The organism is Peptoniphilus sp. SGI.035 (genome assembly GCF_050315115.1).
Classification (GTDB): Bacteria; Bacillota; Clostridia; order Tissierellales; family Peptoniphilaceae; genus Peptoniphilus_A.
The window spans coordinates 1-15,869 of sequence record NZ_JBNPOJ010000011.1 but is presented as its reverse complement, the minus strand read 5'-3'; the positions used below and the strand labels follow the sequence as shown (position 1 = coordinate 15,869).

26 protein-coding genes are annotated in these 15,869 nt (G+C 33.7%); all 26 read left to right on the top strand.

The window, feature by feature from the left end; translation table 11 throughout:
- Window positions 1-4 precede the first annotated feature (4 nt).
- The 26 genes from ACQRC6_RS06295 to ACQRC6_RS06170 all read left to right on the top strand — a co-directional run bounded on the left by ACQRC6_RS06295 (window position 5) and on the right by ACQRC6_RS06170 (window position 15,862).
- A complete protein-coding gene (locus ACQRC6_RS06295) occupies window positions 5-289 on the top strand; it encodes a head-tail connector protein (RefSeq protein WP_427848204.1) in 285 nt (94 codons plus the stop codon).
- The gene (locus ACQRC6_RS06290; RefSeq protein ID WP_427848203.1) at window positions 276-620 is read left to right on the top strand and encodes a head-tail adaptor protein; all 345 of its coding nucleotides are present in this window, start codon (window positions 276-278) and stop codon (window positions 618-620) included. The genes ACQRC6_RS06295 and ACQRC6_RS06290 overlap by 14 nt, the downstream gene beginning before the upstream one ends.
- Complete coding sequence (locus tag ACQRC6_RS06285) at window positions 608-1,069, top strand: HK97 gp10 family phage protein (RefSeq protein WP_427848202.1); 462 nt, start codon at window positions 608-610, stop codon at window positions 1,067-1,069. The genes ACQRC6_RS06290 and ACQRC6_RS06285 overlap by 13 nt, the downstream gene beginning before the upstream one ends.
- Window positions 1,070-1,501, top strand: coding sequence for a phage tail terminator family protein (locus tag ACQRC6_RS06280; protein ID WP_427848201.1), 432 nt, complete (start codon window positions 1,070-1,072; stop codon window positions 1,499-1,501).
- Entirely contained in the window at window positions 1,494-2,603 is a 1,110-nt protein-coding gene (locus ACQRC6_RS06275) for a phage tail sheath subtilisin-like domain-containing protein (RefSeq protein ID WP_427848200.1), read from the top strand. Before ACQRC6_RS06280 ends, ACQRC6_RS06275 begins: the two co-directional genes overlap by 8 nt.
- Window positions 2,604-2,614: 11 nt before the next feature.
- Window positions 2,615-3,052: a phage tail tube protein gene (locus ACQRC6_RS06270; protein WP_427848199.1), complete on the top strand. Its 438-nt coding sequence runs from the start codon at window positions 2,615-2,617 to the stop codon at window positions 3,050-3,052.
- Window positions 3,053-3,056: 4 nt separating this feature from the next.
- Complete coding sequence (locus tag ACQRC6_RS06265) at window positions 3,057-3,464, top strand: phage tail assembly chaperone (RefSeq protein WP_427848198.1); 408 nt, start codon at window positions 3,057-3,059, stop codon at window positions 3,462-3,464.
- Window positions 3,465-3,632: 168 nt separating this feature from the next.
- Window positions 3,633-5,732: a phage tail tape measure protein gene (locus tag ACQRC6_RS06260; protein WP_427848197.1), complete on the top strand. Its 2,100-nt coding sequence runs from the start codon at window positions 3,633-3,635 to the stop codon at window positions 5,730-5,732.
- Window positions 5,732-6,352, top strand: a complete 621-nt coding sequence (locus ACQRC6_RS06255) for a hypothetical protein (RefSeq protein WP_427848196.1) — start codon at window positions 5,732-5,734, stop codon at window positions 6,350-6,352. Before ACQRC6_RS06260 ends, ACQRC6_RS06255 begins: the two co-directional genes overlap by 1 nt.
- Window positions 6,349-7,725, top strand: coding sequence for an XkdQ/YqbQ family protein (locus tag ACQRC6_RS06250; protein ID WP_427848195.1), 1,377 nt, complete (start codon window positions 6,349-6,351; stop codon window positions 7,723-7,725). Before ACQRC6_RS06255 ends, ACQRC6_RS06250 begins: the two co-directional genes overlap by 4 nt.
- A gap of 1 nt (window position 7,726) precedes the next feature.
- The gene (locus ACQRC6_RS06245) at window positions 7,727-8,107 is read left to right on the top strand and encodes a DUF2577 family protein (protein WP_427848194.1); all 381 of its coding nucleotides are present in this window, start codon (window positions 7,727-7,729) and stop codon (window positions 8,105-8,107) included.
- Between the two features lie 2 nt (window positions 8,108-8,109).
- The gene (locus tag ACQRC6_RS06240) at window positions 8,110-8,553 is read left to right on the top strand and encodes a DUF2634 domain-containing protein (protein WP_427848193.1); all 444 of its coding nucleotides are present in this window, start codon (window positions 8,110-8,112) and stop codon (window positions 8,551-8,553) included.
- 4 nt (window positions 8,554-8,557) lie between these two features.
- Window positions 8,558-9,616 carry a baseplate J/gp47 family protein gene (locus ACQRC6_RS06235; protein ID WP_427848192.1) on the top strand — a complete coding sequence of 353 codons (1,059 nt, stop codon included), beginning with the start codon at window positions 8,558-8,560 and terminating at the stop codon, window positions 9,614-9,616.
- Between the two features lies 1 nt (window position 9,617).
- On the top strand, window positions 9,618-9,953 hold the full coding sequence (locus ACQRC6_RS06230; RefSeq protein WP_427848257.1) for a phage tail fiber protein: 336 nt from the start codon (window positions 9,618-9,620) through the stop codon (window positions 9,951-9,953).
- 1 nt (window position 9,954) lies between these two features.
- Window positions 9,955-10,782 carry a putative phage tail protein gene (locus ACQRC6_RS06225; RefSeq protein ID WP_427848191.1) on the top strand — a complete coding sequence of 276 codons (828 nt, stop codon included), beginning with the start codon at window positions 9,955-9,957 and terminating at the stop codon, window positions 10,780-10,782.
- A 6-nt stretch (window positions 10,783-10,788) separates the two neighbouring features.
- Window positions 10,789-11,322: a hypothetical protein gene (locus ACQRC6_RS06220; protein ID WP_427848190.1), complete on the top strand. Its 534-nt coding sequence runs from the start codon at window positions 10,789-10,791 to the stop codon at window positions 11,320-11,322.
- Window positions 11,323-11,333: 11 nt separating this feature from the next.
- A complete protein-coding gene (locus tag ACQRC6_RS06215) occupies window positions 11,334-11,594 on the top strand; it encodes a hypothetical protein (RefSeq protein WP_427848189.1) in 261 nt (86 codons plus the stop codon).
- Between the two features lie 27 nt (window positions 11,595-11,621).
- A complete protein-coding gene (locus ACQRC6_RS06210) occupies window positions 11,622-12,080 on the top strand; it encodes a hypothetical protein (protein WP_427848188.1) in 459 nt (152 codons plus the stop codon).
- The gene (locus ACQRC6_RS06205; protein ID WP_427848187.1) at window positions 12,073-12,438 is read left to right on the top strand and encodes a hypothetical protein; all 366 of its coding nucleotides are present in this window, start codon (window positions 12,073-12,075) and stop codon (window positions 12,436-12,438) included. Before ACQRC6_RS06210 ends, ACQRC6_RS06205 begins: the two co-directional genes overlap by 8 nt.
- Window positions 12,438-12,551, top strand: coding sequence for a CD1375 family protein (locus tag ACQRC6_RS06200; RefSeq protein ID WP_427848186.1), 114 nt, complete (start codon window positions 12,438-12,440; stop codon window positions 12,549-12,551). Before ACQRC6_RS06205 ends, ACQRC6_RS06200 begins: the two co-directional genes overlap by 1 nt.
- Window positions 12,535-12,756 carry a hypothetical protein gene (locus tag ACQRC6_RS06195; protein ID WP_427848185.1) on the top strand — a complete coding sequence of 74 codons (222 nt, stop codon included), beginning with the start codon at window positions 12,535-12,537 and terminating at the stop codon, window positions 12,754-12,756. Before ACQRC6_RS06200 ends, ACQRC6_RS06195 begins: the two co-directional genes overlap by 17 nt.
- Before the next feature lie 474 nt (window positions 12,757-13,230).
- Entirely contained in the window at window positions 13,231-13,581 is a 351-nt protein-coding gene (locus ACQRC6_RS06190; RefSeq protein ID WP_427848184.1) for a hypothetical protein, read from the top strand.
- An 11-nt stretch (window positions 13,582-13,592) separates the two neighbouring features.
- Window positions 13,593-14,330 (top strand): N-acetylmuramoyl-L-alanine amidase, encoded by a 738-nt coding sequence (locus tag ACQRC6_RS06185; RefSeq protein WP_427848183.1) that lies wholly within the window; start codon window positions 13,593-13,595, stop codon window positions 14,328-14,330.
- Window positions 14,331-14,419: 89 nt separating this feature from the next.
- On the top strand, window positions 14,420-14,959 hold the full coding sequence (locus ACQRC6_RS06180) for a phosphodiester glycosidase family protein (protein ID WP_427848182.1): 540 nt from the start codon (window positions 14,420-14,422) through the stop codon (window positions 14,957-14,959).
- Window positions 14,960-14,968: 9 nt separating this feature from the next.
- Complete coding sequence (locus ACQRC6_RS06175; protein ID WP_427848181.1) at window positions 14,969-15,208, top strand: hypothetical protein; 240 nt, start codon at window positions 14,969-14,971, stop codon at window positions 15,206-15,208.
- A gap of 459 nt (window positions 15,209-15,667) precedes the next feature.
- Window positions 15,668-15,862 carry a hypothetical protein gene (locus tag ACQRC6_RS06170; protein ID WP_427848180.1) on the top strand — a complete coding sequence of 65 codons (195 nt, stop codon included), beginning with the start codon at window positions 15,668-15,670 and terminating at the stop codon, window positions 15,860-15,862.
- The last annotated feature ends 7 nt before the right edge of the window (window positions 15,863-15,869 follow it).

The following is a 15,869-nucleotide window of genomic DNA, read 5'->3' as shown; positions in this document are numbered from 1 at the left end:
AATTATGACCCTTGATGATGTTAAAAAGTATCTTAGAGTAACTTATGATGATGATGACGGCTACCTTGAAAGTTTGATTAAGGTAGCTGAAGATTATCTCATAGATGGTGTTACCGATTATAAGAAAAAAATGGAGAAGGAACATTTTAGAGCAAGAGCTGAAATAGTGAAATTAGTAATTATACAAAATCTTTATGATGAAAGATACATGATGGGACAGCCTTTAGAAATGAATTACATTGTAAGGAGTATGATTACACAGCTAGAGTATGGTGATGCAAATGTTTAATCCAGGGAGAAATAAGGTCAAAGTACAATTTTTTGATAGGTCTGAAACTGTGGATACTGTTAATGATGTTGGAGAATACGACCAAAAGCCTAAGCTTATATGTACTGATTGGGTGGAACTCATTCCCACAACTGGTAGGGAGTTTTTGCAAAATCGAAAAGATGAACACGAAATGACTTATAAGTTCAAGATGAGGAGTAGAAAGGACATTGAAGTAAATGATTATGTGGAATTTAATGGCATAAAAGCTGAAATAATTTACATTGCACCATTTATTGACCCAAAAATCCAAAATAGATACATGGAAGTGGTGGTATTATGGCAGAGTTAACAGAAATTAAGGGCTTTGATAATTTTTCTGAAAAGTTAAGACTAGCAGAGAAAAAAGCTCCAGGCTTCATTATTGACAAATACGATAATGCGGCAAAAGACTTAAAGAAAAGAATAAAGAAGGTTACTCCTTATAACCCTAAGGGCAGGTATAATAGAAAGTTAAAAACAGCCAGCCAACATTTAAGGGGAAGATGGAAAGCTAACAAGACGAGAAAGGATAGGGGAGTATATCACACAGAGATATATTCAACTGCTCCACACTATCATTTAGTTGAAAGAGGACATAAAGTAGTTGGCAAGGGTAGAAAAGCAACTAAGAATGGACAAAGTTATGTTCATGGAAATTTCTTTTTTAAAAAGGAAATAGATGAACTAGCTCCTGAACTTAACGAATTGCCAGAAAAGATACTAGATGAAATATTTAATGATTTGTTTGAGGGGAAATAAATGATTAGGGGAAAAGACCTTAAAAAAGGAATTACGGCAAAGATCCACGAGAATTTTAAGGAAAAAGTAATAAATAGCGAGGCGAAACAAGACTTTAAAGAGCCTTATTTTTTTGTTTATTTTGAAACGTTTGAAAGGGAATCCTATTCAAATACTAATGACTATTTAAGTTATGGAGTAGTAGTCCAGTATCAAAAGGCGGATAAAAATGAACTTATGGAAATAGGGGACAAATTATCTGAAATTTTTAATTATAGTTTAAAAATTAATGATTTATATATTTTAATCACAAGAAATAGCTGGGAAATTGAAGAAAATACATTATTTTTTAATTTTGATTTAGGTTTCTATGTGGATAAATTGAAAAATGAAGTTGATTTTGAATTAATGAAAGATATTTTTGTTGAATATGAAAGGAGACAAAATGGCTAAATTAGGTTTACCATATCTACACATACGCTTTACGGAGCAAGGAATTGCAAGAATTGGCAGAAGTATTAGAGGAATTGTAGCTTTAGTGTTGCAGGAAAGAGAATTAAAAGGAAAGTTTGAAATATATACATCTTCTGACATACCAAAGGGACTGTCTGAAAGGAATAAGGAACAAGTTGAATTGGCACTTATAGGATACCAAAAGACACCTAAAAAAGTAATTTTAGTTGTTGAACAGTCTGAAAATGCTGATAAACCAAAATTTGATGTTACAACAGAAGCCTTTAAACTTTTGGAAACTCTTAGATGGGATTATCTAGCTGTACCCTTTGCTGATGAGGTAGACAGTGAAAAAATTGCAACTTGGATAAAGACACTTAATGACAATAAGGACAAAAGATGTAAATTTGTTGCTGCAAATGTCAATGCTGACAATAAAAAAATCATTAACTACACAATGCCAAGTGTAAGCACAGAGGAAAAAGAATACAAAACAAATGAATATACGTCAAGGATTGCAGGTCTTATTGCAGGCACACCAATGCAAATAGCTTGTACTTATGCACCATTGCCAGAATTAAAGGCTTGTACTCATTATACACAAGAGGAAATTAACCAAAAAATCGGTAAGGGCGAATTTGTATTATTAAACGATGGCGAGAAAATCAAGGTAGCAAGAGGTATTAACTCTCTTGTAACTACTAGTCAATTAGAGGGTGAATCCTTTAGAAAAATTAAGATAGTCGACATTATGGATGCAATGGCTGACGACATCCAATGGGCTGCACAAGATTCATATATTGGTAAATATGCTAACTCTTACGATAACAAGGTGCTTTTAATGTCTGCGATTTTGGGATATATGGAAATCCTTGAAAATGATGGGCTACTTGCTAAGGGTTCATCTCATGTGGAAATTAATACTGAGGCACAAAAAGCATTTTTAAAGTCTATGGGCTATCAAACAATTGACAAAAGAACAGTTGATGAAATGGATCTAAAGGAAATTAAAGAAGCTGATACAAAGGACAAGGTATTTTTAAGAGCTTATTGTAAAATTCTTGATGCTATTGAAGAAATTGAACTTGATGTAGTTATTTAAGAGGTGAGAAGATGAAAAGAGATATACAAGACGAACAAATAATTAATGGTACTTTCGGAGAGATATGGGTGGAGGACATCTATTTAGCTACTCTTACAAAATTCGAGGCTAAAGTAGCTATGACTAATGGCGATGTTTTAAGACCTAGAGACCTTTGGAAAGGGAAAAAACTCCTTGAATTAGAAGGCTCTGGCTCTTTGACAATGGGGAAATATTCTTCTATAGGGATACGACTTATGCACGATAAAATATCACAAGGAAGAACGCCAGTTGTTAAAATTATGGGTAAATTAGATGACCCTACTGCTCTTGGTGCAGAAAGAATAATGCTTAAAAATGTTACTTTTTCTGATTTAACGCTTTTTGATTTTGAACACGCAAAGGCACTAGAGGAGACTATATCTTTTAATTTTAGACATTATGAACTGTATGATTATATTGAGGAGTGAGAAAATGAACGCAGTAGAAAAACTTATGCAATTTGATGCTGGCAAATTAAAAATGCCAAAGGGAGAAGTAAAGATTAAATTAAATAAATTAGGCGGGGAAGAATTTATTTTCCCTATTCAAGCTTTAGACCCTGCAATGTCTGGAGAAATTGCTGAAGAATCCCTAGACATTACAATGAGAAAGGGCAACAGTGCTAAGGTAAATCTTATTAGATACAGAACACAATTAAGAACTATTGTGGAAGGCTGCCCTGATGTATTTAAAAATAAAGAATTACAAAAGAAATTTGGTGCAAAGACACCAAACGAGTTAGTAGAAAAGTTGATGTTATCAGGCGAGATGGACATTTTATCATCTGCTATTGAGGACTTATCTGGATATGAAGATGAGGAAAGTAAAGTAAAAAACTAATTGACTCCGACCACCATGTGCAAACTGCGTATTGGTTATATAGAAAAAAAGGTTGGAGTCCTTATAAATATCTTAAAATGCCCTATGGAGAAAAAGTAATCACTAGGGCATTTTTTTTAAAAGAAATTGAAGATTTAGAGGAAGAACAAAGAGAAATGGAGGCTTTATATGGCGAAAAGTAAAATATTTGATGCTACTTTGCGACTTGTAGACAAGTTTTCCAAACCTCTTGAAGTGATAGATAATCGTTTGACACGCTTTCAGAGCAATTATAAGCGAACTGCTGATGGTCTTTGGGCAACAGGTAAAAACCTTAATGGAATAGGAAAAACACTGACAAAAGGACTTACTGCTCCCATAGCTGCCATTGGTGCATTTAGCACTAAAGCTTGGAAGGAAGTTGATGAAGCACTTGACACCATAGCAACAAAAACTGGTGCAACTGGCAAAGACATGGATGCTTTTAAGGAGACTTTTAGTAACTTAGTGGATAAAGTGCCAGCTGACTTGCAACAAATTGGCGATGCAGTGGGAGAAGTCAACACACAATTTGGTTTAACTGGAAAAGCCTTAGAGGATGCTTCTGAACAAGTTATTAAATTTGCAGAAATCAACGGGCAGGATATATCTCAAGCATCTATACAGGCAAAACAAGCGATGGATGCAATGGGTGTAGAAGGTAAAGACCTGGATAAAGTGCTTGATGCTGTAACTAAAACTGCACAAGACACAGGGCAGGGAACTGATAAACTCTTTGATGCTCTAATTAGAGGGGCGCCGCAACTTAAAAGCTTGAAACTAGACTTTGCACAAGCGACTGCTTTAATGGGTAGTTTAGAAAAGTCTGGTATCGATACAAGCAGGACAATGTCCTATATGTCGAAGGCACAAGTCGCCTTTGCTAAAGAAGGAAAGGGAATGAGTGAAGGTCTTAAATCTTTACAAAAAGAGTTAGACGGGGCAAGTTCTGAAGCTGATAAGTTAAATATTGCAAGTAAATACTTCGGCTCAAGGGGTGCTACATTTATGCTTGATGCTATAAATCGTGGTGCTTTGGACTTTAAAGCCTTTGCTAATGCGGCGGATTTAGCCAAGGGGTCTGTAACGGCTACTTTTGATGAGACGCGGGATCCAATAGATAATTTTAAAAGATTATTTAATAGTTTAAAAGTGGCAGGTTCAGAACTCTTTGATGCATCTTCAGGAATTTGGGGTCCACTCTTAGAAAAAGCCATAGGAAAAGTGCAGCGACTTACTAAGTGGTTTAGCGGTCTATCTGACAAACAAAAACAAAACATTGTTAAATGGCTGGGTATGGCGGCGGCTATGGGCCCAATGATTATAGGATTTAGTAAAATCTTTTTTATTCTAGGTAAAGTCAATTATAAGATTTCTGATTTTTCTAAAGCCTTAAAAGATGCTGGAAGTTTTAGCAAGTTGGTAGGTAACAGTGGCTTTGGCATATTGTTTAAAAGCTTTGGAAAGCTAAATAAATCCATAGGCAAGGGTGCTAAGTCTTTAGTTAAATGGGTTGCGGGGTTTGGTCCAATGGGTTTTGTAATAATGGGAGTTGTAGCGGCAATTGTTCTTTTAATTATTAACTGGAAAAAAATAAAGCCCGTTGTAACAAGAGTAATTGCATCTGTAACAAATAGTTTTCACCACTTCAAAGAAGTATCTGGTAATGTAATTAAGAGTATCATTAAAAAAATCACTGGATTTATAGACGGTGTGAAAAACTTATTTAACAGTATTATTTCTTTTATTAAAGGTACTTTTATAAACTCTTGGAATTCCGCTTGGAATGGTGTTGTAGGAATTTTTAAAACTGTTTTTGGTGGAATAAAGAACTTTGCAAAATCCATAATGAACGGTGTTATTGACTTTATCAATCGTGGTATTGGTGGGCTTAATAATATACAAGTTCCCGATTGGGTGCCTTTAGTAGGTGGAAAAGGAATAAATATTCCGCTTATACCGAAACTTGCAAAGGGTACTAATTTTTGGAAGGGTGGTATTGTACAAATCCACGAAAAAGGTGGAGAAATTGTCGATTTGCCGAGAGGTTCTAGAGTTATGCCACATGATAAATCAGTGGCAGAAGCCTACAAGATGGGACATACTAAAAACAACAATGTTACAATTACAATTCCAAAAATAGCAGACCAAATTGTAGTAAGAGAAGAAGCTGATATTGACAAAATTATAAACGGTGTAGCAAATAAATTAAAAATTGCTAAAGAAAATAGGATTGGGGGCTTAACTTAATGGAAGTATGGTTGACACATAATGGAGATAGGTTGAGGCTCCCAATCACTCCTTTTTATAATATTGAGGAGCCACAAAATAATAATACAGAGACTTTAAACGAGGTTGGAACTATAAACTTAAAAGGGAAAAAGGGGTTAAAAACTCTTACAATTGAAAGTTTTTTCCCAAGTAAAGATTATTATTTTTTAGAATCAAGTGATGTAATTTTAGATCCTTTTTACTACGATAATAAAATTAGAAATTGGGCAAATGCCAAGGAGCCAATAAGACTGATAATAACAGAGACACCACATAATTTTGAGGTGCTGATTGATAGTTACACAAGTGGAGAGCAAGACGGAACTGGCGATTTATATTATAGTTTGGCATTAAGTGAGTATGTGAGAATAGAAGCCACAGAGTATGAGCCACCAGTAATTAATAGAACTATAAAGGCAAAGGATATTAAAAGATTTGCAGGTGTTGTATTGCCAACAATGGCTCTTTTAACTGTGGGCAAATACGATACTGTTTGGAGCATAGGTAAAAAATTAACTGGGAATGGAAAAAACGGAAAACAGCTTTTGAAACAAAGTGGTCTTAAAAAGCCTATTAGTGGAAAGGTGATAAAGCTATGAAACTAATAGCAAATAACAAGGACATTTCCCAATTTTACAATGAGATAACTTGGAGTGGCGATAAGGGACAAGCGGCTAGGCAAATGGACTTTGGTGTAGTTGTAAGTGGGACTGATAAAAATCTTCCACAAATCACAATTCCAATGAATGCAAAAACCCAGCTTATAAATGATGATGGGAAAATTCTTTTTGATGGCTTTGTTTTTTCTAAGGAAAAGTCAATAGACAATAATATAATGTCAATCACTTGCTTGGATAAATTAATTTTAGCAAATAAGAGCAAGGGAACTTTTAATTTTGAAAAGAAGACTCCAGATGCTATTGCAAAGGAAGCTTTTGGTAGCATTGCTTTAAGTGTGGGTAAAGCTGAAAGTGGAAGTCCTATTGATAGAAAATTCGACCTAGAAACAATTTATAATGTCGTTTTTACTGCCTATAAAATGGAAAATGAAAAGACAGGCAAGCCTTATATAATACGAATGAATAATGGGAATGTTGACATTGTAGAACAAGGCAAAATTGTTGCTAAGTATGTCCTTGATGGCAAGAGCAATCTTTATAATGCAACTTATGGAGAAAATTCTGAAAATGTAGTAAGCAAGGTAAAAATGTTTGATACTGAAGGTAAAGAAATAGGCGAAGTATCTAATGGTGTTGATGGTGGAATTACAGAAATCTATCGTCAAGAGAAAGACGAGGATCCACAGGCAAGGGCAAAGGGTATGTTAAAAGATATTGAAAGGACTGCAAGTGTAAGAGTTAAGGGAGATTTTGACCTAATAACTGGTAATGCAGTAATTATCAAGGAACCTTTTACTGGTTTAAATGGTAAATTTTATATTGTATCTGACAAACATACTTTTGCTAATAATTATCATGTGGTGGATTTGGAGCTTTCTTATGATAATGTCATGGAAGATATTGACACTTCTACTGATACAGAAACTGATAAGGATGATAATTCTACAAGTTTAAAAGCATCTGGAAGCACGGCACAAAAAGCGATACAAATTGGAGAAAGTGCTAAGGGTGCTAAATACAAGTGGGGCGGTACTGACCCTAAAACTGGTGTTGACTGTTCTGGATTTGTAACTTGGGCATATAAGCAAGCAGGGGGCAAAATATCAGGCAGGATAACATCGGCAGGGATAAGGAGCAATCCGCAGGCACTGGGATTTAAAGAGATACCTTTTAACGAGAGACAGCCTGGGGATGTATTATGGCAAAAGGGACATGTTGCCATGCAATATGATGCTACTAGAATTATTGAATCTGGTGGAGTTAGTAAAAGGATACTGGGATATAGCGGTGTTTGTATTAGTAATCAAAATGGCAGAACCTTTTCTAAAGCTTATAGGTATGTAGGGGGTTAAGATGCAAGAGAAAAATAATGGAGCAGCTGAAATTGTAAAACTTTTTGACCCATCACCAGAAATAGAGGTTTTACCTTACTGTGAGACTGGAGAGGTTATAAGTCCGTTGCCAAATCTAGTTATTAAAATGAGAGACATCAAGTATAAGAAAGAAAATATAAAGCTTGATGAATACTGGGTTAAAGGTCATGAAAGGGAAATAGAAATCCCAAGGGCACAATTAACAGGTAATGACAGCAGGGGGGATTCTCATGTTGAAGGTGGTTTCCCAAAGGCAAAAATTATATTTAAAGATGAGTTAAAAGCTGGCGATTTAGTGGCTTGTTTACAATCTAAAGATAAACAGACAATTTATGTAATGTTTAAAATAGCGAGGTGGTAAAGGTGGCTGAATTTTATCCTTTTATGGATCCTCAATTAGTTAAAGAAAACTTTATAGAGATACCACCTGCTAAGGAGTACGCTTATGATATGGATACTGCTAGATTTAAGACAAAAGACGGAAAAATGTATTTTGTATATGAGAATGAAGCTTTAAAAGTTAAACTCTGGAAACTATTTATGTCTGAACGTTATAGGTGGGTTGTCTTCCCTTGGTCTTATGGTCATGAATTGGAAACGTTAATAGGAAAGGCATACACGCAGGGATACGTAAACTCTGAAGCTGAAAGATATGTAAAGGAAGCTATAAAAAGAGCTTTGAAAGATTACATTATAAGGTTAGAAGAATTTAAAGTTGATTTTGATGAGGGTTTACTCTATGTAAAATTTAAGGCTATTACAATTTATGGAACTTTGGAAATGAATAATATAACAATTAGGAGGTGAGATAATGCAAGAAAAAACGCAAGAGGAATTTTTGCAAGAAATGTTGATTAATCTTAGTAATACAGAGGATAAAACTCCTAATAGTTTTAGTTATGATATATTGTCGGCAGCGGCAATAGTTTTTGAGGACTTCCAAAGAGTAATATTAGAGCTTTTTAAAAAATTTGATGTTATGAACTTAGAAGATGAAGAACTTGATGCGAGAGTTTTACAAATTGCAGGTTTAAGGAGAAAACAAGCTACACAGTCAACGGGAGAAATTACAGTTACTGGTATTCCTAAGACTGTAATACTTAAAGAAACTACTTTTTTAGCTGGTAGTGTTGAGTTTGCAATTGATAAGGATTATGTAATCCCTGAAGCTGGAAACATTAATATAAAAGTGAAATCCACTGAATACGGGGGCAGTGCTAATGTCTTGCCAAATGCTATAAACAAGTCTAATCCACAGATAGTTGGTATTAACAATATTTCTAATGCAAGGGAAATCATGAATGGTTATGACAAAGAAACAGATGATGACCTAAGGGAAAGGTATTTTGAAAAGTTATTAAATCCACCAAAGGCTGGCAATCCTGCACATTATAAATTATGGGCTACTGAAGTTGATGGGATATGGAATGCTAAGGTTTTTAGAACTTGGAAAGGCGGCGGAACTGTTAAAGTCGTTGTAATTGGATTAAACAGAAAAGCTGTTGGGTCTGAACTTATAGAAAAAGTTAGAAAACATATCTTGGAAGAAGCTCCTATAAGGTACGAAGATTTAACAGTGGAAAGTGCAACAACTAAAAAAATTAAAGTTGATGTAAAGATAAAACTTTCTCAAAATGCAAATTTAATTGAAGTTAAGCAAGCAATTAAAGAGAGAATAGAAAAATATTTTTATAGCATATCTTTTAAAGAAAATATTGTTTCCTATGCGAAAGTGGGAGCGGAAATATTAAAGGTCAATGGTGTAAGTGATTATGACGAGTTAAAGCTTAATGGAAGTATAGGAAATGTAAGTATGAAAGAAACGGAAGTGCCAGAACTTGAAAGCTTGGGGGTGATTACAAGTGAATAATATGCAAGTGGTAGAAAAAAACCGAGTGTTAAAAGAAAGTTTAATATCTAGGCAAGTTTATTGTGCTTTGGAAAACACAAAAGAGGTTGTAGCTTTTTCTTATAAAAGAATCCCAGTATATTTTACAGAGCCAATGAATGGGCAAGTGCAAAATAGCATGGATATTGAATTTCCCATTGCAAAAGAGGACTGGGGTAATATTACAAAAATTAGCTTATATGATTCTTTGACTGGTGGGAATAAGATTTGGGAAGGAACTCCAGAGGTTGTAAAAAGTATAGGGGTAGCAAGCCAATATAAAATCCCAAGAGGATATATGATAATAAGGTTGAGATAGTATGGGAAAATTAATTTTTGAATCCAGCTATGGCACAGTCAGTAAAAGAACTTGGTCTAGTCTAAGAAATAACCAGTGGCAAGATTTTGCCCTAGTATTAATGGAGATGGACCATGAATTACAAGCCAAGGGTGTAAAAGTTGATAGGGGTAAGGCTATTATGGAAACGGACACGGAATTTGAAGACGTGTCTATTTTAGTTTCTGAAATTATGGAAAAAACTTTATTGCTTGAAGATGAAACAGATATGCAAGTTGCAATCTTCGTGTCTGCTATTAACTTTTTTGAAATGCTCATGTACTTTTTACCTTGGTATGACAAGATAAATCCAACTTTTGAGCATTTATGTAGAGTGCTTGATATTAGTTTTAGGTATATCGAGGAGCAGACGGCAAGAGTTGAAAGAAATTTAAACCTTGATACTGCCATAGAGTTGTTGCCTTATTTTGAAAAAAGACTGGGAATTAAGACGGACAATGACCTTGGTTATAGACAGAGAAGAAATCAAATCCAAGCGGTTTTAAATCTTATGCACAAGCAAACTGATGAAGAAACTATAAAAGATTTATGCAAGGCTTTTTCTAATAATGATGCTGGAGTGGAAATTTACCGCACTATTAATCCCTATGTTTTTGAAATAAGATTTGTGGCAAATGGTCTACCTAACAATCTTGATGAGTTTGAGCGTATGCTTGAAATTAATATGCCAGCTGATTTGGAATGGAAATTCACTTATACTCAAAACACTTGGAAAGAGGCTACAAAAGATGTAAGATGGCGAGATTTAGAGCCTAAATCTTGGAAAGAATTTAATGAATATAAGGGGTGATGATGAGTGCAAAAAACAAAAAATTATAGTTTAAATAAGCCAGAACCTGATGATTATGTCATCGTGGGAGATTTAAACTATAACATGGATGAGATTGACAAGCTGATAAAATCTATTAACGATGCCTTAAAAGTGTTGAGCACTAATGGGGTAAGTCTTTTAGATTTGCTTAAAAAGAAAGCTGACCTAGATGATAAGAATAAGGTTTTAGTTAGCCAATTACCGGACCTTGATGTTTACAAAGATGTGTTAATGTTTGAGGCAAGGGGAAATTTTCCAAGTTCGGGAGATGTCAAAAAGTTATATATAGATAAATCTGGAGCAAAGATTTATAGATGGAATGGGTCTTCTTATATAGAGTTGTCTCCTCAACTTAAAATTGGCGAGGTAAAAAACACTGCTTTTGACGGTGCTAGGGGTAAAGCCTTAGAAGATGCTATGGCTAAGATATACACTAAACACGAAGTTGATGAGAAGTTAGCAAAATTAAAAGAAGAAATAAGTAATGACGTTATAGAGCAAATACTTATTTATAGTTAAGGAGTGATAATATGGCAAAATTAAAGTTTGATAGGGTTATTAATATAACATTGACAAATGAAGAGAGTGCTTATGTGCCTAGAGATGAAGTTTGGAAAGGCACCCTTGTTATTGAAAAAGGTTCAGAGATAAATGGTTTAATCATTCTTCCTGATAATACATCTAATCTTTGCCTGCAAGGTTCAATAACACTTGGGGGGGGGTGTTCCATTAGAAGATTTAGTAGTGGGAAAATATCTTTTACAGGAGTTGCATTTAAAGTTATTTCATAATATTTTTGTTAAGGCGGTGTCCTTAGCATGAAATTAATAAGGTTATTGAATATTCAATTACAAAAATATGAAGAAATTCAAATTCCAAGAGGAGAAATATGGAAAGTCAGTGGAGACGAAATAAATGCTGATTATGTTGGGGTGGGGAGTGTTGTAGAACGTTATCCATTACTTTTTTCTGGCGGAATGAAACTCAGAGGGATGAGTAGTGGCAGAATAACGGGATTAGCTTTTTCAAAAAATGGCACTGAACTTAAAATAAATAAAGTGCAAGATTTGACTGTATATTTGAAAAAAGACGAAACATTTACCATTCCTAAAGGAAAATTTTTTAAAGGATTGATATATGGTATGGATTTTGTCAGTGGTAATAATTTGTTAGCTTATGCTGCTGATGGATTTGTTTTAAAAACCCAAGAAAAAAATAGTAGTGGCATTATTTCAGGGATTTTATGTGAAATAAAAAGGGAGGTAGAGAATGTATAAAATTATACAATGTGGTTGTGAAATTATATGGGAGCCACTAGATAAAAATTTAGGTTTTGCAGTTGTGGAAGAAGTTACTGGTAAGAAAGGCACTGCTGAAAATCCAGTAATTGTTACGGAAGAAGAAAGAGATAAAATCATTAAACTATATGCAGAAAGAAATCACGACCCAGTCGAGAAACCAAAGGAAGAGATTAATCCAGATATAGCAAAAAAAATAGAAAAAGATTTAGAGGATTTTAAGGTGCAAACTGCTTTGGCACAAGCTGAAACCTTTGAAAAGGTTGAAAATGATAAGCTAACTTTAATGTCAGCACTTGCTGAAACTTATGAAGCTAATTTAGGAGGTAATAAATAATGGTAGCAGTATATGTATATTTAATTAAAATGGGAAAGAGAACTATTGAGACAGTTCCAACAATTTTAAGGGAAGAAGTTAAAAAGGCTTTGGAAAATGAAAAACAAAATTAGTTTAGTAGCAGCACTCTTTGTGGGTGTTTTTTTGATACTAAAAATTTTAAGGAAAGGGGATATAGATATGGATGTAGTATATGCAACACTTATCATTCATGGCAAAAGAACTTTTGCACAAGTGCCACTCTGTTTAAGAGAAAGAACTAAGAAATGTCTTGAAGATTTAGGTATGAGCGAACTTGCAACTTTGGAGAATAATTAATGGGAGGCTTAGGCTTCCCTTAATTTTTACAAAAAATGAGTTGACCTAATGGAAAATGAAAATAATTCTATGATATAATAATTTTGAGGACATACAGATGGTTCGCCCAATAATTTTATTGGGAGGTGTTACAATGGGCTTATATGAAAAAATATCTTTATTGATAGCTTTCATTAGCTTAATTGAAACCATCCTATCACTTTTTAAAAAAGATTAGGAAATAAAAAAAGAACCTACCTGTATTCGACTATGGTGTAGGTTCAATTCTATATCTGTAGGACGAACCGTCTTAAACGGTGTCCTCATTTATTAATATTATACCACAATTAAAAAAATTTAAACAGATAGTCTTCAGGCTATCTTTTTTATACTCAAAAGAAGTATTGATAAATTATGTGAAACTCATAGAACAAATTTAAAATTAATGCAAAAACACTCTTTTTAAGGGTGTTTTTTTAATGGAAGGGTGAACCAATGGAAAATGAAAAAATAACTGACCATGAGATAAGAATTGCCAAGCTTGAAGAGAATGACAAGGCACAAGACAAGCGAATTGAAATGCACGGAAAGCAAATTGATGAACAGAAGGAATTGAGCAGAAGGCAAGACTTAAATATAGAAATTATAAAAAAGGACTTGTCTAACATAGATAGGACAACAAAAAAGACTGATGACAAGTTGGATAAGCTATATAATGAAAGACTTTCAGACCAATACATTAAACCAAATGAGAGAACAAAGAGTTTTATAGATGCAATAGTAAAGGTAGCTATTGGTATTTTTATAGGTGCCTTTATATATTTTCTATTTCCGATGCTTAAATAGGAGGTGTTGACATGAGATTTTTATTTAAGCCTATATCAAATTCAAGACAGATAGGCAAAAAAAGACCTTATAGTGATATTAAGTGGATAGTAATACATTATACGGGCAATTATTCAAAGGGAGCAGATGCTATGGCTCACTTTAGATATTTGCAAAGTGCTACAAGGTATGGTTCAGCTCATTATTATGTAGATGATAAAGAGATTATACAAACTATAGGAGATAGTTTTGTGGCTTGGTCTGTGGGAGATAATCAAGGATATGGCAGGTATCTTAATGGCTGCACAAACTCAAATTCAATTAATATTGAAATGTGTGTAAATTCAGATAGCAACCAAGATAAAGTTTATAAAAACACAGTAGAGCTTACTAAAAACTTGATGGCAAAATTTAAAGTGCCTGCAAGTAAAGTATGCAGACATTATGACGTAAGCCGTAAAGATTGCCCTCACAATTTCCGTGAAAATAACTGGGCTAAGTGGTGGCAATTTAAAAAAGACATTGAAAAACCTATAGAATGGAAAATTGATTTATCTAAAGATTCAGAATTTGGAGAAATAGTATCTAAAGAAAAAGAGGAAAAAGTTATGAAAAAAGATTATAAAAATCACTGGGCAGAAAAAGAAATAGACGAAGTAAAAGAAGCTGGAATAATGAAAGGTTATGAAGATGGAAGCTTTAAACCAGATGAAAAAATTACAAGGGCTGAAGTTGCAGTAATTATTTCAAAACTTCTAAAAAAAAATTAAAAAATACGAGATATTACCAAAAGGGTAATTTTCACGTAATAGAAACAGATCCTGAAAGTATAAGAATAGAATTTGTAGCAGGAAGAGAAATGAGAGAACTGCGAAGAGAGTTTGCAATAAATGGAACTTTCTTTGACATGAAAGATCCAGGCAGTAAAAAAGGAATTTGGAAGATAGCCGTACAAGACAATCTACCGCTAGGACAAAACTCTTTTACTAACTCTTACCAAGGGACAAAAACAGGAACAATGGTATATTTAGAAAAGGGCAATGTAATTATGGATAGATTTAACAATCTTAGCGAGATACAAAAGCTAGGCAAAATAAAATGGGCAATAGGCGGTAATGCCTTATATCCAGATTATAACCTAAAACTAGAAAAAGCATTGCCAGACATATCAAGGCTTGCACCACACACAATGATGGCTTATACAAGAGATAATAAAATCTTATTGCTTATAACAAAGGAAAATAGGACACTTACAGATGCAAGAAAGGATTTACTAAAAGAATTTAACTTATATAGTGCTATAAATCTTGACGGTGGTGGTTCTACTGCTATGGTGGCAAATGGAAAAATAATTAAAGACCAAGGAAGAAAGTTAAATACAATTATTAATGTGATTTGAGGCGATAAAATGAAAAAAGAAGACTTATTAAGAAAATTAGGTAGTAGAAAATTTTGGGCTTGTGTAAGTGCAGTTATAATTGCACTAATAGCTTTTACAAATGCAGCTCCAGAAACAACAGAAAGAGTAGTTGCTTTAGTGTCAGCTATCGGTGGTCTATGCATCTATATGCTTTCAGAGGGTATTGCAGATAGCAAACCAAGTGATGTGACAAATTATATTGAGACAAAAGATTATAGAGAAGAATGAAATTTTTAAGCCTGGAGAAAAAATCTCTGGGCTTTTTTTAGTGAAAAAATTTTGGAAAAGTGTTGCTTTTACCTAATACCCGTAGTATAATATAATCAGGAGGTGAGGAAATGAGCAATAAAAAACCTAAAAAAGGTAACAAAAAAGAGCTACTAGAATTAACAATACTTTTACTCAATCTGCTAATCGCCATTATCGGATTAATAAAAGAATGTTTAAAATAGTAACTCTAAGAGAGGGAATTATCCCTCTCACCCTTTAAGGGTATTATATTACAAAATGCTCATTGAGTCAAAATGAAAAAAATAGATACGAATATAATTTTGTTAAGCTTAATTACAGGGATAAATGTGTTAAACATTTTTAAAGACTTAGGGGTTGTAGTCAACATATTAGTTATTATTTTATGTTTACTATTAATAATTAAAATTAAGGTAAAGTAAGAAGGAGTTGATAACATTGAAAGAATTAAAAACATCAGAGGCACAAAGACGGGCTACAAGGAAGTGGGAGCAAAATAATCCAGAGGCTAAGAGGTATAGCAGGAATAAAGGAAATGCAAGAACTTTTGCTAGGAAGTATGCAAAGAATTTGGAAGAGGTAGAAGAATTGGTTGATATCTTCAAGAACGAAAACCCTAATTATAAAAAATAAAAAAATA

What these genes read in the sequence shown, in the direction of transcription:
- ACQRC6_RS06265 (WP_427848198.1), top strand. Translation starts at nt 3,057, where the DNA reads ATGAACGCAGTAGAAAAACTTATGCAATTTGATGCTGGCAAATTAAAA.
- ACQRC6_RS06245 (WP_427848194.1), top strand. Translation starts at nt 7,727, where the DNA reads ATGCAAGAGAAAAATAATGGAGCAGCTGAAATTGTAAAACTTTTTGAC.
- ACQRC6_RS06200 (WP_427848186.1), top strand. Translation starts at nt 12,438, where the DNA reads ATGGTAGCAGTATATGTATATTTAATTAAAATGGGAAAGAGAACTATT.
- ACQRC6_RS06290 (WP_427848203.1), top strand. Translation starts at nt 276, where the DNA reads ATGCAAATGTTTAATCCAGGGAGAAATAAGGTCAAAGTACAATTTTTT.
- ACQRC6_RS06235 (WP_427848192.1), top strand. Translation starts at nt 8,558, where the DNA reads ATGCAAGAAAAAACGCAAGAGGAATTTTTGCAAGAAATGTTGATTAAT.
- ACQRC6_RS06230 (WP_427848257.1), top strand. Translation starts at nt 9,618, where the DNA reads ATGCAAGTGGTAGAAAAAAACCGAGTGTTAAAAGAAAGTTTAATATCT.
- ACQRC6_RS06255 (WP_427848196.1), top strand. Translation starts at nt 5,732, where the DNA reads ATGGAAGTATGGTTGACACATAATGGAGATAGGTTGAGGCTCCCAATC.
- ACQRC6_RS06195 (WP_427848185.1), top strand. Translation starts at nt 12,535, where the DNA reads ATGAAAAACAAAATTAGTTTAGTAGCAGCACTCTTTGTGGGTGTTTTT.
- ACQRC6_RS06225 (WP_427848191.1), top strand. Translation starts at nt 9,955, where the DNA reads ATGGGAAAATTAATTTTTGAATCCAGCTATGGCACAGTCAGTAAAAGA.
- ACQRC6_RS06295 (WP_427848204.1), top strand. Translation starts at nt 5, where the DNA reads ATGACCCTTGATGATGTTAAAAAGTATCTTAGAGTAACTTATGATGAT.
- ACQRC6_RS06185 (WP_427848183.1), top strand. Translation starts at nt 13,593, where the DNA reads ATGAGATTTTTATTTAAGCCTATATCAAATTCAAGACAGATAGGCAAA.
- ACQRC6_RS06175 (WP_427848181.1), top strand. Translation starts at nt 14,969, where the DNA reads ATGAAAAAAGAAGACTTATTAAGAAAATTAGGTAGTAGAAAATTTTGG.
- ACQRC6_RS06275 (WP_427848200.1), top strand. Translation starts at nt 1,494, where the DNA reads ATGGCTAAATTAGGTTTACCATATCTACACATACGCTTTACGGAGCAA.
- ACQRC6_RS06260 (WP_427848197.1), top strand. Translation starts at nt 3,633, where the DNA reads ATGGCGAAAAGTAAAATATTTGATGCTACTTTGCGACTTGTAGACAAG.
- ACQRC6_RS06285 (WP_427848202.1), top strand. Translation starts at nt 608, where the DNA reads ATGGCAGAGTTAACAGAAATTAAGGGCTTTGATAATTTTTCTGAAAAG.
- ACQRC6_RS06270 (WP_427848199.1), top strand. Translation starts at nt 2,615, where the DNA reads ATGAAAAGAGATATACAAGACGAACAAATAATTAATGGTACTTTCGGA.
- ACQRC6_RS06180 (WP_427848182.1), top strand. Translation starts at nt 14,420, where the DNA reads ATGAGAGAACTGCGAAGAGAGTTTGCAATAAATGGAACTTTCTTTGAC.
- ACQRC6_RS06250 (WP_427848195.1), top strand. Translation starts at nt 6,349, where the DNA reads ATGAAACTAATAGCAAATAACAAGGACATTTCCCAATTTTACAATGAG.
- ACQRC6_RS06215 (WP_427848189.1), top strand. Translation starts at nt 11,334, where the DNA reads ATGGCAAAATTAAAGTTTGATAGGGTTATTAATATAACATTGACAAAT.
- ACQRC6_RS06210 (WP_427848188.1), top strand. Translation starts at nt 11,622, where the DNA reads ATGAAATTAATAAGGTTATTGAATATTCAATTACAAAAATATGAAGAA.
- ACQRC6_RS06190 (WP_427848184.1), top strand. Translation starts at nt 13,231, where the DNA reads ATGGAAAATGAAAAAATAACTGACCATGAGATAAGAATTGCCAAGCTT.
- ACQRC6_RS06280 (WP_427848201.1), top strand. Translation starts at nt 1,070, where the DNA reads ATGATTAGGGGAAAAGACCTTAAAAAAGGAATTACGGCAAAGATCCAC.
- ACQRC6_RS06205 (WP_427848187.1), top strand. Translation starts at nt 12,073, where the DNA reads ATGTATAAAATTATACAATGTGGTTGTGAAATTATATGGGAGCCACTA.